Annotated in this window: 13 protein-coding genes and 1 riboswitch; of the genes, 11 read left to right on the forward strand and 2 right to left on the reverse strand. The window is 50.9% G+C overall.

All coding sequences use genetic code 11. The features are described 5' to 3' along the window. Nucleotides 1-175: 175 nt before the first annotated feature. The 4 genes from murI to ACYVUU_RS02670 all read left to right on the forward strand — a co-directional run bounded on the left by murI (nt 176) and on the right by ACYVUU_RS02670 (nt 4,336). Entirely contained in the window at nt 176-961 is a 786-nt protein-coding gene (gene murI / locus ACYVUU_RS02655) for a glutamate racemase (RefSeq protein ID WP_484499870.1), read from the forward strand. A 77-nt stretch (nt 962-1,038) separates the two neighbouring features. Then, the gene (locus ACYVUU_RS02660; protein ID WP_484499871.1) at nt 1,039-2,460 is read left to right on the forward strand and encodes a C69 family dipeptidase; all 1,422 of its coding nucleotides are present in this window, start codon (nt 1,039-1,041) and stop codon (nt 2,458-2,460) included. A 12-nt stretch (nt 2,461-2,472) separates the two neighbouring features. Next, complete coding sequence (locus ACYVUU_RS02665) at nt 2,473-3,558, forward strand: M42 family metallopeptidase (protein WP_439774723.1); 1,086 nt, start codon at nt 2,473-2,475, stop codon at nt 3,556-3,558. Between the two features lie 66 nt (nt 3,559-3,624). Continuing rightward, nucleotides 3,625-3,721: riboswitch (TPP riboswitch) on the forward strand. Between the two features lie 45 nt (nt 3,722-3,766). Beyond that, nucleotides 3,767-4,336: an ECF transporter S component gene (locus tag ACYVUU_RS02670; protein ID WP_439774724.1), complete on the forward strand. Its 570-nt coding sequence runs from the start codon at nt 3,767-3,769 to the stop codon at nt 4,334-4,336. Between the two features lie 131 nt (nt 4,337-4,467). Here the strand turns inward: ACYVUU_RS02670 and udk (ACYVUU_RS02675) are convergent, their stop codons facing one another. Both udk (ACYVUU_RS02675) and udk (ACYVUU_RS02680) read right to left on the reverse strand, forming a co-directional pair. After that, nucleotides 4,468-5,094 carry a uridine kinase gene (gene udk / locus ACYVUU_RS02675; protein ID WP_439774725.1) on the reverse strand — a complete coding sequence of 209 codons (627 nt, stop codon included), beginning with the start codon at nt 5,092-5,094 and terminating at the stop codon, nt 4,468-4,470. Next, entirely contained in the window at nt 5,094-5,750 is a 657-nt protein-coding gene (gene udk / locus ACYVUU_RS02680) for a uridine kinase (protein ID WP_439774726.1), read from the reverse strand. Before udk (ACYVUU_RS02680) ends, udk (ACYVUU_RS02675) begins: the two co-directional genes overlap by 1 nt. 545 nt (nt 5,751-6,295) lie before the next feature. Here udk (ACYVUU_RS02680) and ACYVUU_RS02685 point away from each other — a divergent pair. The 7 genes from ACYVUU_RS02685 (at nt 6,296) to ACYVUU_RS02715 (ending at nt 13,976) form a co-directional block, all read left to right on the forward strand. Continuing rightward, entirely contained in the window at nt 6,296-7,036 is a 741-nt protein-coding gene (locus tag ACYVUU_RS02685; RefSeq protein ID WP_439774727.1) for an amino acid ABC transporter ATP-binding protein, read from the forward strand. A gap of 21 nt (nt 7,037-7,057) precedes the next feature. Beyond that, a complete protein-coding gene (locus ACYVUU_RS02690) occupies nt 7,058-7,897 on the forward strand; it encodes a glutamate ABC transporter substrate-binding protein (RefSeq protein ID WP_484499872.1) in 840 nt (279 codons plus the stop codon). Further along, a complete protein-coding gene (locus tag ACYVUU_RS02695) occupies nt 7,897-8,538 on the forward strand; it encodes an amino acid ABC transporter permease (RefSeq protein ID WP_439774729.1) in 642 nt (213 codons plus the stop codon). Before ACYVUU_RS02690 ends, ACYVUU_RS02695 begins: the two co-directional genes overlap by 1 nt. 11 nt (nt 8,539-8,549) lie before the next feature. Continuing rightward, nucleotides 8,550-9,218, forward strand: coding sequence for an amino acid ABC transporter permease (locus ACYVUU_RS02700; RefSeq protein WP_439774730.1), 669 nt, complete (start codon nt 8,550-8,552; stop codon nt 9,216-9,218). 24 nt (nt 9,219-9,242) lie between these two features. Then, nucleotides 9,243-10,088, forward strand: a complete 846-nt coding sequence (locus ACYVUU_RS02705; RefSeq protein ID WP_439774731.1) for a transporter substrate-binding domain-containing protein — start codon at nt 9,243-9,245, stop codon at nt 10,086-10,088. Nucleotides 10,089-10,295: 207 nt separating this feature from the next. Then, nucleotides 10,296-11,807, forward strand: a complete 1,512-nt coding sequence (locus ACYVUU_RS02710) for an exopolyphosphatase (RefSeq protein ID WP_484499874.1) — start codon at nt 10,296-10,298, stop codon at nt 11,805-11,807. Nucleotides 11,808-11,810: 3 nt separating this feature from the next. After that, complete coding sequence (locus ACYVUU_RS02715) at nt 11,811-13,976, forward strand: RNA degradosome polyphosphate kinase (protein ID WP_484499875.1); 2,166 nt, start codon at nt 11,811-11,813, stop codon at nt 13,974-13,976.

The raw sequence follows: 13,976 nt of genomic DNA on the forward strand, positions 1-13,976 counted from the left end.
CCAGGGTTTAGATATAACAATAACATAGCCCTTAAAAAAAGCAAGCCGGACGGTTTTTCCGGCAAAAATCTAAAGAAAAAATCAAGAAAGTCCGCCTTGGGCAAAAATAAAGTGGCGTATCGATTGAAGAAAGCGGATAAAAAGTTCAAAATTAATAGCTAGAGGAGGTCATAATATGCCAAAAGAATATGCTGATCGGCCAATCGGCGTTTTTGATTCCGGCCAGGGGGGCCTCACGGTCCTCAGCCGTCTGGTTGATCTGATGCCAAACGAAGATTATGTCTTCTATGGCGACTCAGCCAATGCTCCTTACGGTGTAAAGAGCAAGGAAGAAGTCTACCAGCTGGCCAAGCGGGTAGTTGATGAACTGATTGACAAACACCATGTCAAGGCCGTCATGATTGCCTGCAACACGGCAACCAGCGCGGCGGCTGACCGCCTGCGCCAGGAATACTCCCTGCCGATCATCGGGATCGAACCGGCCATTAAACCGGCAGCGGAAGAAAATCCCGGCGGGCAGGTAGTTGCCATGGCCACGCCTTTGACCTTGGAGCAGGAAAAGTTTAAGCAGCTGGTTAAAGACTGCGCTGAACCTGGCCAGGTGGTCAAGGTGCCCGCCCCGAAACTGGTCGAATTAATTGAAAAAGGTGAAACCGACAGCCCGGCCATCTACCAGTACCTGGAAGACTTGCTGGCCCCTTATGCCGGCAAGGCTGCCGGAGTGGTTCTGGGCTGCACCCACTTTCCTTTTGCCAAGCAGGCCATTCAAGAGATCTTAGGTCCCCAGACCAAGGTCTACGACGGGGCCATCGGGGCAGCCGCTGAAGTCAAGCGGCAACTGGCCAGCCGGGATGAATTAAATACCGGCACTGAGCCAGGCAAAATCCTGTTTGAAAACAGCGCGCCGGGCGGCGTCGATTTGAGCAAGCGCCTCTATGCCCTTTACCGGCAAAAGCAGTAGCTGGCAAAAGGCATTTTTTCAGCTAGAATAATAGTAAGAAAGCAGACAATTAGTTTTAGATTATTAGAGGAGGACTTATGCAAAAGCCAGCAGAATGCACGACCATTTTAGTCGGCAAGGATGCCACTATTGATGGCTCCACGATGATTGCCCGCAGCGAAGACGGCGGCAGCACCATTATTCCTGAAGCCTTTATCGCGGTAAACCCGGAAGAGCAGCCAAAGCACTACAAGGCTGTGATCAGCGGCCAGGAAATCGATGACGAAGACCTGTTGCCAAACCCCTTGCGCTATACTAGCGCGCCAGATGCTTCCGGCAAGAACGGGATCTGGGCAGCTGCCGGGATCAACGATGCCACGGTAGCCATGACGGCCACGGAAACCATCACCACCAACAGCCGGATCCAAGGGATTGACCCCTTAGTTGAAAAGGGCGGCTTGGGTGAAGAAGACTTTGTCACTTTGACTTTGCCATACATCCATTCAGCCAGAGAAGGGGTTAAGCGCCTGGGCTACCTGGTGGAAAAGTACGGGACCTACGAAATGAACGGGTCAGCCTTTGCCGACCATGACGAAGTCTGGTACATCGAAACCATTGGCGGCCACCACTGGGCTGCCCGCCGGATTCCAGACGATGCCTACGTGGCAGCGCCAAACCGCTTGAACATCGACTTCTTCGACTTTAACGATGAAGAAAACTTCATGTGCTCAAGCGACTTGCTGGACATCATCAATGAATACCACTTGAACCCGGACTACCAAGGCTACAACCTGCGCCACATCTTCGGTTCATCCACTATCAAGGACGCCCACTACAACAACCCGCGGGCCTGGTACATCCACCGCTATTTTGACCCTGAATGGGAAGGCGAGCCAGGGGACCAGGACCAGCCTTTCATCACTTACGCCAAGAAGAAGATCAGCCCGGAAGACATCAAGTTCCTGGAAAGTTCCCACTACCAGGACACCAAGTACGATGTCTACAGCACGACCAACACTGAAGCTGAAAAGAAGCTCTTCCGCCCAATCGGGATCAACCGGAACTTCGAAACCCACATCCTGCAGATCAGAAATGACGTTGAAGAAGGCCTTGCCGGCGTGCAATGGCTGGCCTTTGGCCCGAACACTTTCAACGTTTTCGTGCCTTTCTACACCAATGTCACGACTACTCCAGCCAGTTTCCAGACCGGTCCGGACTTTGACTTGACCAAGATCTTCTGGCTTAACAAGCTGAACGCCCAGCTTGGCGACACCAACTACAAGGTCTACAGCGCTTTGGAACAGGCTTTTGAAGAAAAGACCATGGCTAAATTGCGCCAGATCGAAAACGAAACCGACCGGGCCGTTAAGGGCCTAACTGGCCGCGACTTGCAAGAGAAGCTGGAAGAAGCCAACCAGAAGATGGCTGACCTGGCTTACGAGCAGACGGTTGCCTTGACCGGGGAAATGGTCAAGGGCGGCCACACCTTGATGAAGCTGAAGTACGATTTGCTGGATTAACGGAGATTACTGATGGAAAAAGCCGCTGAAATTCAAATGCTGAAGGATTTTTCAAACGCCAACGCCACTTCCGGCTTTGAAAATGAATTCGTTGACCTCTTCACCAAGACGGTCAAAGACTATGCCGACCTTGAAGTCGACGGGATGCTGAACGTCTATGCTTCCAAGAAGCAAAACACTGGCAAGCGGCCGGTGATCCAGCTGGACGCCCACTCAGACGCCGTTGGTTTCTTGACCCAAGCTATCCGGCCAAACGGCTTGATCAAGTTCGTGACCCTGGGTGGCTGGAACAATGTCGTTTTGCCGGCCCTCAAGGTCAAGGTCAGAAACCGGGACGGGGAATACATCCCCGGCGTTGTGGCTTTAAAGCCGCCCCACTTCATGTCTGAAGCTGAAAGAAAGTCTGTCCCTCAGGTAGCTGACTTGTCCATCGACGTCGGCTCCTCCAGCCGGGAAGAAACGATCAATGACTACAAGATCGACACGGGCTGTCCGATTTTCGTCGACGTGGACTGTCAGTACAATGAAAAGACCGGCCTTTTCTTCGGCAAGGACTTTGACGACCGCTTCGGCGCCGCTGCCATGGCAGACATCCTGGAAAATCTGAAGGATGAAGAAGTCAACTTTGACCTGGTTGCCGCCTTGTCCAGCCAGGAAGAAGTCGGCCTGCGGGGGGCCTATGTCACGGCCCGCAAGATCAAGCCAGACCTCTGCCTGGTTCTGGAAAGCTGCCCGGCTGATGACACTTTTGAACCGGACTGGCTGTCTCAAACTGGCCTTAAGCGGGGACCAATGCTGCGGGACATGGACGTCACCTTCCTGCCAAACCCGAAGTTCCAGCAATATGCCTGTGACTTGGCTGACAAAAACGGGATTCCTTACACCCGGTCAGTCAGAACCGGGGGCGGACAGGACGGGGCTGCCATCTACTATGAAAACGGGGCCCCAACCATCGTGATCGGGATTCCGGTCCGCTATGAGCACTCTCCATACTGCTTCAGCAGCTACAAGGACTATAAGGCAGCCGTTGACCTGGCCTTGGCGATTATTAGAGATATCGATAAGGAAAAGTTGGAATCCTTTAAAAGTTTTAATTAATTAAGGGACTTTTTTGCCTTGTTAACGCTTTAAGGATCTGCTAAACTAGATTAAGTCAAATTGAATAAATGCCACTAGGGGAGCGAAAGCTGAGATGACGAAAGTCGACCCTTTGAACCTGACCAAGGTAATTCTTGCGCAAGGGAAGTGTTTCTTTAACATGAGTTCAAACTCCTAGCCGGCAATTTTGTTGGATAGGAGTTTTTTAATGCTTAAAAGAGAGAGCAAGTGGAATGTGAAAGCCATTATCTTGATGGCTTTGATTGGGATTATCATGGGAGTTATCTACACCTACGTCTTCAACCCCCTCTACAACTCGACCAAGTTTGCTTTGAACTTTGTCGGTCTGGGGCCTTTGGCTGATGAAATCTATTCTGGCCTTTGGTACATGGCCGCGCCTTTGGCCATGTACTTCGTGCCGACCTTTGGCTCCGGCATTGTCGGTGAAACCCTGGCAGCCACGGTTGAAATGGCCTTCGGCGGCCAGTGGGGGGCAATGACCATCCTGCAAGGGCTGGTGCAAGGGGCCTTCAACGAAATCGGCTTTTTCCCGAAGAAGGAAAACTATGAACGCTTTGGCTGGGGCAGCCTGATCATCGGGGCCATCTGCTGCCACGTGGCGGCTTTTGTGATGTGCTACTTCACTTATGGCTGGAGCGCCTACAAGCCGGCTCTTTTGATCGAAATGTTCATTGCCGGTTTGATCTCATCCGTTGTCTTTGACGCGGTCTTGGTCAAGCTGATCACCAAGCTTTTTGACCGGGTCATGGCCAAGTAGTTAACCATCATTTATTATCTGTTTTTGCTTACATGAATCTCTAAATCAAAATATGCCAAAGAAATAAGCGTGAACCACTTGGTTCACGCTTATTCATTTCAGTCTGGACTTTTTATCTCTAGTTTGCTCTCTTAGCCGTTGATAATTGACAAGAGCTTGGAGGAAACCATGTCGATGGCGACCTGGTTTTCCCCGCCCTGCGGAATGATGATGTCGGCATACTTCTTGCTTGGTTCAACGAACTGGTTGTAGCTCGGCTTAACCGTTGCCAGGTATTGGGAGATGATCCAGTCAATTGACCGGCCCCGTTCCTGGGTGTCCCGCTGCAAGCGGCGGATGAAGCGGATATCGTCGTCAGCATCGACGAAAAGCTTGATGTCCATGAACTTCCGCAATTCTTCTGAAGCCAAAACCAGGATTCCTTCCAGGATGATGATATCGGCTGGTTCAACATGAATGGTGTCTTTAGCCCGGGAGAGGATGTTGAAGTTGTAGGTCGGCATTTCAATTGCCTTGCCCTCCAGCAAATCCTGCAGCTGCTCAATCAAAAGGTCAGTGTCGTAAGCATTGGGGTGGTCGTAGTTGATCTTTTTGCGTTCATCCATGCTGAGGGCTGAGTTGTCGTTATAGTAGGCATCTTCAGTCAGAATGAGCACCCGGTCAGCTGGCAGGCGCCGGCTGATTTCTTTGGAGACAGTCGTCTTGCCTGAGCCGGACCCGCCGGCAATCCCAATAACAAGTGGTTTCTGCTTAGCCATTATTCCGCCTCTTTTTCTGCTAAATCATTGCGGCGGAGAATGTCGCGGACTTTCGTGGTCAGCATGTCTAAAGCGACGTCGTTGGCCCCGCCTTCTGGCACGATGATGTTGGCGTAACGCTTGCTTGGCTCAACAAATTGGTGGTAGCTTGGCTTAACCGTTGCCAGGTACTGGTCGATGATTGAGTCAAAGGACCGGCCCCGTTCAGCCATGTCCCGGCGCTGGCGGCGGATCAAGCGGATGTCGTCGTCAGTGTCAACGAAGATCTTGATGTCCATCAAGTTCCGCAATTCTTCTGAAGCCAGGACCAGTATCCCTTCCAGGATGATGATGTCGGCTGGCTCAACGTGGACGGTTTCCGGGCTGCGCAGGTGGGTGGTGAAGTCATAGATCGGCATCTCGATGGCCTTGCCGGCTAGCAGGTCCTGCAGCTGGCTGATCAAGAGCTCGGTATCAAAAGCATCCGGGTGGTCGAAGTTAATTTTGTTTCTTTCGGCCATGGTCATTTCCGGGTGGTTTTTATAATAAGAATCTTCCGTAATGATCCGGATCCGGTCGTTTTTGAACTGGTCATATAATTCGTGGGCAATGGTCGTCTTGCCAGAGCCGGAGCCGCCGGCGATACCAATAATGATGGGATGTTGCTTTTTTGACATTGTAAAACTCCTTTAGTTATTAATTATAGAGGTCAGCAAGGGCCTGGTCTAGTCAAAGTGTGAAAAAACGGGCTTTAAAGCGGTTACGCGTGCCTGGCTCAGAAACAGTTGTTGCTAATTGGGGTAAGATCTAATATAATTAAGAATATATCAAATGAAACAAAAGAAAATGAAGTGAAAACTGGCAGCTGGTTAAGATAAGCAAGGCAGTTCTTGCTCTTTTTATTAAAAAAAGATAAAAAACTGAGCTGGAACTGACAAAATGCTTGCGTGAAAGCTTGTTTTCTGGTAAATTTAATAAAAAATTAATCATACTTAAATAAAAAACAAGCGTCCTGGAAAGAAAAAAGCAATGGCACTTTTGAGATGATTCGGTTCTCGCTTTGAAAGAGGAAATAATCCCGGTTTTTTTACCAAACTACCGACTAATAATCGAACCTTTTTCGCGTGAGAGGACCAGCTTGGCAGACAGGCCTTAAAGTGCAGATACTGAGTCAAACAGGTGGCTATTTAATTAAGCATTAATAAAAACAAGGAGGACCACTATGGCAGCAATTATTGAGTTCAAGAAAGTCAACAAGTTCTACGGCGACTACCATGCCTTGAAAGACGTCAACTTAAGCATTGACGAAGGCGAAGTCGTTTCCATCATCGGCCCTTCTGGCGCGGGCAAGAGTACCTTGATCAGAACCATGAACGGTTTGGAAGGCATTTCTTCCGGCGTCTTGGACGTGGACGGCTATGACCTGGGGGACAAGAAGACTGACTTGAACAAGATCCGCCGGGACGTCGGCATGGTTTTCCAGCACTTCAACCTCTACGAAAACCACACTGTCTTGGAGAATGTCATGCTGGCCCCAAGAATCGTTTTGCACCGGGACGAAAAGGAAAACCGGGAAATCGCTGAAAAGCTGCTCAAGCAAGTCGGCCTTTTGGACAAGGAAGACTCTTACCCAAGACAATTGTCCGGTGGGCAAAAGCAGCGGGTGGCCATCGCCAGATCTTTGGCCATGAAGCCAAAGGTGCTTTTGTTTGACGAACCAACCAGTGCCCTTGACCCGGAAATGATCCAGGACGTCTTGGACGTCATGCAGACCATTGCCGCTGAAGGGATGACCATGGTGGTCGTTACCCACGAAATGGGCTTTGCCAGAGAAGTGAGCGACCGGGTTATTTTCTTTGACCAGGGGCAAGTCCTGGAAGACTCCCACAACCCGAAGGACTTCTTCGAACACCCGCGCAACCTGCGGGCCCAGGAATTCCTCAGCAAGGTAATTGACCACTAATGAGAAGAAGGGAGCGGTTACATGAAAAGCAAGAAACTATTCCGCAAAGTTGCCGCCCTGCTTTTTCTGCTGCTGACCACTGTTTCGCTTTCTGCCTGCGCGGTTGAAAGTGACGACTCCGTGCGCGTTTACAACCACGTCAAGAGCAGCAAGACAATTACCTGGGGCGTCAAATATGACACGGCTCTGTTTGGGATCAAGAGCGTCAAGACCAACAAGCTGGAAGGCTTTGAAATTGATCTGGCTCGCCTTTTGACCAAGAAGATCCTGGGCAAGGACGGCAAGGCAAAATTTATTGAGGTCACGGCCCAGACCAAGATCCCGCAGCTCAAGAACAACAACCTTGATGCAGTTCTGGCGACCATGACCATCACTGACGAAAGAAAGAAGTCAGTTGACTTCTCCACCCCTTACTTTAAGGCGGGGACTTCCCTTATGACCAAGACCAGCAGTTCTATCAAGTCGATCAAAGACCTTAACCACAAGGGCCGGGTGGTCATTGTCGCTAAGGGCACGACCGCGGCAGCCGATATCGCGCGTCTGGCGCCAAAGGCCACGATCCGCCAATACAATGACTATGGCTCTTGCACCAATGCCCTCTTAGCCGGGCAGGGGGACGCGGTGGCCACTGACAACGGGATTTTGGCCGGGATCGCTAAGCAGCACAAGAACCTGCACCTGGTTGGCGGCACGATTGCCGTTGAACCTTACGGGATTGCCGTTGAAAAGGGGCAGACCAAGATGCTGGAAGCCATCAACAAGGCTTTGAAGGAAGCCAAGGCAGACGGCAGCTACCACAAGCTTGTCAAGAAATGGTTTGGCAACATTCCAGGATTCAGTGTTAAGGAGGCTGAATATTAATGTTGAGTTTACTTGGAGCAAACTGGTCCACCTTTTTGCTCGGTTTTTGGAATACGATTCTCTGCAGTCTGATTTCCTTGTTTTTCAGTTTGATTATCGGATCCGGCTTTGCCATCCTGGAAACCGTGCCTAACAAGTTCTGGCGCGGGGTAGCCAAGGTTTATGTCGAAATTTTCCGGAACATTCCCCTCCTGGTTGTCACCATGGTCTTTTACCTGGTCTTGCCGACCTACACGCCGCTGAAGCTGACTGGCTTTCAAGCAGGGACAATCGGCTTGTCCATCTATTCATCAGCCTTCATCGCTGAAACTGTCCGCTCCGGGATCCAATCTGTCGGCACCGGCCAGATGGAAGGGGCCCGGTCAAACGGGATGACCTACTGGCAGGCCATGCGCTACGTTATCCTGCCCCAGGCCTTCAGAATCGTGATTCCGCCATTGGGCAACCAGTTTGTCAACTTGATCAAGAACTCCAGTATCCTGGCCTTTGTTGCCGGTTTTGACTTGATGTACCAAGGGGACATCGTGGCATCCAACACTTTCCAGACTATTCCAAGCTATGTCTTGGTTGGCCTGTTCTACTTGATTTTGACCCTGCCGCTGAGCTACTACATGCAGTACTTGGAAAAGAAGGGCGTTTAGGAGGCACATAAATGGAAAATCTTACAGAAGCATTATCCTGGATCAACCTCCGCTTTTTGTTGCAGGGATTCTGGGTCACGATCGAAGTTTCAGTGATTTCAATCATCTTGAGCTTTGTAATCGGCCTGGCCCTGGGCTTGATCCGCTTTACCAGAATTGACGCCAAGACCACGCGGATTTCCAAAGTGGTTGGGGTGATCATCGACATCATCAGAAACCTGCCCCTTTTGCTGATCATCTTTTTCTCCTACTTTGGCCTGCCGGTCATGGGGATCAGAGTTGACGCCTTCCAGGCTTCAGTAATCGCCATGGTGGTCTTTGAATCAGCCATGATCGCGGAAGTTGTCCGCTCAGGGATCATGGCCGTTGACCCTGGCCAGATGGAAGGGGCCCGGTCAAACGGGATGACCTACATGCAGGCCATGACCCACGTCGTTTTGCCCCAGGCCTTAACCAAAATGATTCCGGCCCTTTTGTCACAGTTCGTGTCCTTGATCAAGGATACTTCCCTGGCGACGATCATCGTTTTGCCGGAACTGCTCTACCACGCTGAAATCATCTACAACCAAAACACCAATTACATGATTCCAATGTACCTGGCCGTGGCAGTGATGTACTTTATCATCTGCTTCGCCTTGTCCAGCTTTGCCAACTACTTGAGCAAGAGAATCAAGTATTAGCAGCTTTTTTGCCAAGGAGGAAAAATGGCACGCAAACTGAGGAAGCTGACCGCCTTTATGGCGGTTTTGCTGTTATCATTAGTTTTTACCGCTTGTTCGCATAGTCAATCCAGCAGCACCTATGACCGGGTTAAGCAAACAAACACCATCACCTGGGGGATGCGGGCCGACACCCGCCTGTTCAGCATGATGGACGTGGACAGCGGCAAGGCCACCGGCTTTGAAGTCGACCTGGCCCGGGCCATTACCAAGCAGATTCTGGGCCCTAAAGGCAAGATGAAGATTGAATACATCAGTGAAAAATCCCGAATCATGGACCTCAAGATCGGCAACGTCGATGCCGTTATGGCTACCATGACCAACACGGCTGACCGGCGCAAGATCATCAATTTTTCCGACACTTACTTTATGGCCGGGGAAACTTTGATCGTGCCGAAAAAGAGCAAGCTGAATTCCATCAAGGACTTCAATACTTCTAAGTACTCCATCGCGGCCGTCAAGGGGTCAACTGCTGACAGTGACGTCCACAAGTATGCCCCAAAAGCCCGGGTTATCTTCTATGATGACTATGGCTCTTGCTACAATGCCTTAAAGGCCGGCAAGGCCAATGCCATGGTCAGCGACAATGCCGTTTTGGCCGGCTTGATTTCCAATGACAAGGACAAGTTCAAGATGCTGAGCGACACCTTTACGGTTGAGCCGTACGGGATCGGCATCAAGAAGGGGGAAGACAAGTTTACGGCTGAGGTCAACCAGGCCTTGAAAGAACTCCGCAAGAACGGGACTTACGCCCGTTTGATGAAGAAATGGTTTAGCGGCGTTCCAGGCTTCAATATCAAAGCTTCTTCTCGTTTGAAGGCAAGCGAATAATTTAAAGCAACTTAAGCAGTGCGTTCGTTTTTGAACGCGCTGTTTTTTTACTTCCAGGTTAAATTGTGTTAAAAAATGGATTTTTACCTGGAAAAATAAGCCGAAGGGGCAGATTTTTTGTACAATTGAAATAGGTGACTCAGCGCTTACAGCTGAATTTTAAAGCTCATTTTGAAAACTATGTGAAAACAACCAGAGGAGAGACATATGAGCAAAAGACAATTTGGTCTAATTTACATATCATCATATCAAGCCCGTCTGTTTATCGTTGACTTGAAGAAACTGTCAATCATTGAGCAGCTGAGCTCTGCCCAGTTTGTCCAAGGCGGCAAGAAGTTTGAAGTTTATGAAAGCGAACTGCCCCGCTTGACTGACGCCTTGATCGGCTTCAAGCGGAAGATCGCGGAATACGGGATCGACAACTACAAGGTTTACGGCAACCGGCAGCTTTTGGACAAGATTTCGGCGCGCTATCTGGCCGACCAGATCAAGGTCAGAACTGGTCTGGAAATCGAATGGCTGAACGGGGCCCAGATTGCTTACTACAAGATCATTGCCGGGATGGCCCTGCCGCAGTTCTCAGAACTGAAGGATGATGAATTTACTTACTTGCTCAGCATGGGCAGCGCCATGCTCAACCTCACCTTGTTCAAGGGCCAGCACTACCTGTCAACCTGGAACTTTGCCCTGGGCCCGGAAGAAATTGAAGAAATGTCAGCCATGACCCGGGACACGCCAAGCGATCCGATCGACATTATCGGCGACTACATCTCCCGCAAGCTGGTCAGCTTCAAGACGATTGAAAAGCCGACTGGCAAGGCCCGGATCATCATCCAGCATGTCTCCGGCAGAGGTGAGCAGAGCCTGCGGCCGCAAGAAAAGGCCCGGCTCATCGACCTAGAGCAATTTGCCGGCGTTTATGATGACTTCAGAGAAGCCCCAGACCAGTACTTGATGGAAAAGTACCAGCTGGATACTGACTCCCTGGCCCGGATGAAGCCGACTATCGTTTTGATCAACCAGCTGGTCAAGATCATCAAGCCGCACATGATGACACTGACTCAGTCTTCAGCCATCACCGGTTTGATGATCCAGGAAGCTGCCAAATTGAAGTACCGGCCGGACGAATACTCAACTATCGTTTTGACGGCGACCAAAAACATCGCCCGCCGCTACGAATCAGGCGGCAAGCACAGCAACTTGTCCAACAAGTTTGCCCTGCATATTTTTGACCGCCTGGCCCACGCCGGCATGGTTGACCGCCGCGACCGGCAGCTGCTGGAAATCGCGGCCCGCTTGCATGATATCGGCAACTTCATCAACTTCCACAACCACTATGAGCATGCTGCTTACATTGTGGGGGCCAACCAGATCATCGGCCTGTCTGACCGGGAAAATGAAATGCTCTTGAGCATTTTGAAACACCAGGACATTACCAACCTGAATGCTGATGAACGTGAATACCGCCACCTTGATCCAGCTTTGCAGGTCCGGGTAGCCAAATTGGCTGCCATCCTGCGCCTGGCCAACAGCCTGGATGCTTCCCGCAAGCAGAAGATCAGCAAGATTGTGGTTTCCATCAAGGATGACCAGATGCTGATCACGGTGACTAGCAAGCGGGACTTGACCTTGGAACGCTGGGTTTTTGAAAAGAATGTCAATTTGGCTGAAGCCGTCTTCGGCATGAAGATTGCCATGAAGCAGAAGAGGGGAAAGTAAAAAATGACGATTGCTAAGAACAAGAATAAATTCACCGATCCTAGTTATTATGCCAACCGGGAACTGAGCTGGCTGGACTTCAACGACCGTTGCCTGGACGAAGCCAGAAACCCTGATGAGCCGCTTTTGGAAAGAGCCAACTTCCTGGGGATCACCCAGTCCAACGTCGACGAATTCTACATGGTCCGGGTGGCTTCCTTGAGCAAGCTGGTGGCTGCCGGGGTCAAGAGCCACGATGCCAGCGGCTTGACACCGCTTGAACAATTGACGGCCATCAACCAAAAGGAACATGAAGTCGTTGAGAAGCGCTACTCAACTTATTCCCGGTCCTTGATGCCGCTTTTGCGCAAGAATGGCATCAACATCTTGGAAGGCGACGAACTTTCTGAAGACCAAGAAGAATACATCCGCCGCTACTTTGCAAATGAGCTTTACCCGGTTTTGACCCCGATGGCTGACGACCAGTCCCGACCATTCCCGTTTATCAACAACAACTCCTTGAACATCGCTTTGCGTCTTAAGGACCGGGAAAGCGGCGAGCACAAGTTTGCCACGCTTAGAGTGCCGAACATTTTCCCGCGCTTGGTCAAATTGCCGGATGGCGACAACGACTTCATCATGCTGGAAGACATTATCAAGGTCTTTGCCGACCGGCTTTTTGACGGCTACGAAATCCGCCAGGCAGCCTGCTACCGGGTTACCCGGGACATGGACCTGGACGTTTCTGAAAGCGACACTTCCGACTTCCTTTTGGCGGTTAAAAAGCAGCTGGAAGACCGCGAGCACGGCCACGTAACCCGCTTGGAAGTTGAAAGCAGCATGAACACCAAGCTGCTCAAGCACTTGATGAAACGGCTGAACGTGGAAGAAAGCAGCGTCTTCAGCATCAACGGCCCGATCGACTTGACCTTCCTCAAGAAGCTGCCAGGGATGGTTGAAGGCCATGAAGACCTCCGCTACAAGCCAATGCAGGCCTTTATCGACCCGGCTTTGCGAAGCGACCACAATATTTTTGACTCAATCCGGGAAAAAGACTACCTGGTTCAGCACCCTTACGACAGCTTTGATGCTGTCTTGAACTTTGTCAAGCAAGCAGCCAAGGACCCAGATGTTCTGGCTATCAAGATGACCCTGTACCGGGTTTCCGGCAATTCTCCGATCATCAAGTACCTGGGCCAGGCGGCTAAAGCCGGCAAGCAGGTCACGGTTCTGGTGGAAGTCAAGGCTCGTTTTGATGAATCAAACAACGTTCACTGGGCCAGAACCCTGGAACAGATGGGCTGTCACGTTATCTACGGGCTGGTGGGCCTGAAGACTCACACCAAGGTAACCCTGGTCATCCGCCGCGATGAAGACGGAATCCGCCGCTACCTGCACTTGGGGACTGGTAACTACAACGATGTTACTGCTCACTTCTACACCGACCTGGGCCTCTTCACCTGTGACCGGGACCTGGGCGTTGACGCCACCAACCTCTTCAACATGCTGTCTGGCTACTCCAAGCCGCCTTACTTCAGCAAGCTGCGGATTTCACCAAAGCTGATCCGGCAGTTTATTTACGAAAAGATCGACAATGAAATTGCCATCGCCAAGGCTGGCCGGCATGCTGAAATTCACATGAAGATGAACTCCCTGTCTGACCCGGATGTGATCGCTAAGCTCTATGAAGCTTCCGCTGCCGGGGTCAAGATCCACTTGATCGTCCGGGGGATCTGCTGCTTGAAGACGGAAATTCCAGGCGTCAGCGACAACATCGAGGTGCACTCGATTGTCGGCCGCTTCCTAGAACACAGCCGGATCTACTACTTCTACAATGACGGCAAGGAAGAAGTCTACCTGGCCAGCGCCGACATGATGCGGCGGAACTTGAACCGGCGGGTGGAAACCCTCTTCCCGGTTTTGCAAGAAGACTTGAAGGAAAGAGTTTTGGACATTTTTGCCAAGATGTGGCAGGACAATGTCCAGGCCCGGATCCTGCACAAGACCGAGTGGGTTCATGCCGACCGGCGGGGGCAGACGCCATTTAACAGCCAGGAATACTTCATCGCTGAAGCAGCTGAAAAGGTGCGGATCGTTGAAGAAGAGGAAGAAGAAGAGAAGGCGAAGAAGAAAGACGCTTTTGAGGCCATGAAGCCGCAGGAAAGCGAATTGGAAGACGAAGAAAAGTAG

The organism is Lactobacillus sp. WILCCON 0058, from assembly GCF_057198005.1.

What these genes read in the sequence shown, in the direction of transcription:
- murI (WP_484499870.1), top strand. Translation starts at nt 176, where the DNA reads ATGCCAAAAGAATATGCTGATCGGCCAATCGGCGTTTTTGATTCCGGC.
- ACYVUU_RS02660 (WP_484499871.1), top strand. Translation starts at nt 1,039, where the DNA reads ATGCAAAAGCCAGCAGAATGCACGACCATTTTAGTCGGCAAGGATGCC.
- ACYVUU_RS02665 (WP_439774723.1), top strand. Translation starts at nt 2,473, where the DNA reads ATGGAAAAAGCCGCTGAAATTCAAATGCTGAAGGATTTTTCAAACGCC.
- ACYVUU_RS02670 (WP_439774724.1), top strand. Translation starts at nt 3,767, where the DNA reads ATGCTTAAAAGAGAGAGCAAGTGGAATGTGAAAGCCATTATCTTGATG.
- udk (WP_439774725.1), bottom strand. Translation starts at nt 5,094, where the DNA reads ATGGCTAAGCAGAAACCACTTGTTATTGGGATTGCCGGCGGGTCCGGC.
- udk (WP_439774726.1), bottom strand. Translation starts at nt 5,750, where the DNA reads ATGTCAAAAAAGCAACATCCCATCATTATTGGTATCGCCGGCGGCTCC.
- ACYVUU_RS02685 (WP_439774727.1), top strand. Translation starts at nt 6,296, where the DNA reads ATGGCAGCAATTATTGAGTTCAAGAAAGTCAACAAGTTCTACGGCGAC.
- ACYVUU_RS02690 (WP_484499872.1), top strand. Translation starts at nt 7,058, where the DNA reads ATGAAAAGCAAGAAACTATTCCGCAAAGTTGCCGCCCTGCTTTTTCTG.
- ACYVUU_RS02695 (WP_439774729.1), top strand. Translation starts at nt 7,897, where the DNA reads ATGTTGAGTTTACTTGGAGCAAACTGGTCCACCTTTTTGCTCGGTTTT.
- ACYVUU_RS02700 (WP_439774730.1), top strand. Translation starts at nt 8,550, where the DNA reads ATGGAAAATCTTACAGAAGCATTATCCTGGATCAACCTCCGCTTTTTG.
- ACYVUU_RS02705 (WP_439774731.1), top strand. Translation starts at nt 9,243, where the DNA reads ATGGCACGCAAACTGAGGAAGCTGACCGCCTTTATGGCGGTTTTGCTG.
- ACYVUU_RS02710 (WP_484499874.1), top strand. Translation starts at nt 10,296, where the DNA reads ATGAGCAAAAGACAATTTGGTCTAATTTACATATCATCATATCAAGCC.
- ACYVUU_RS02715 (WP_484499875.1), top strand. Translation starts at nt 11,811, where the DNA reads ATGACGATTGCTAAGAACAAGAATAAATTCACCGATCCTAGTTATTAT.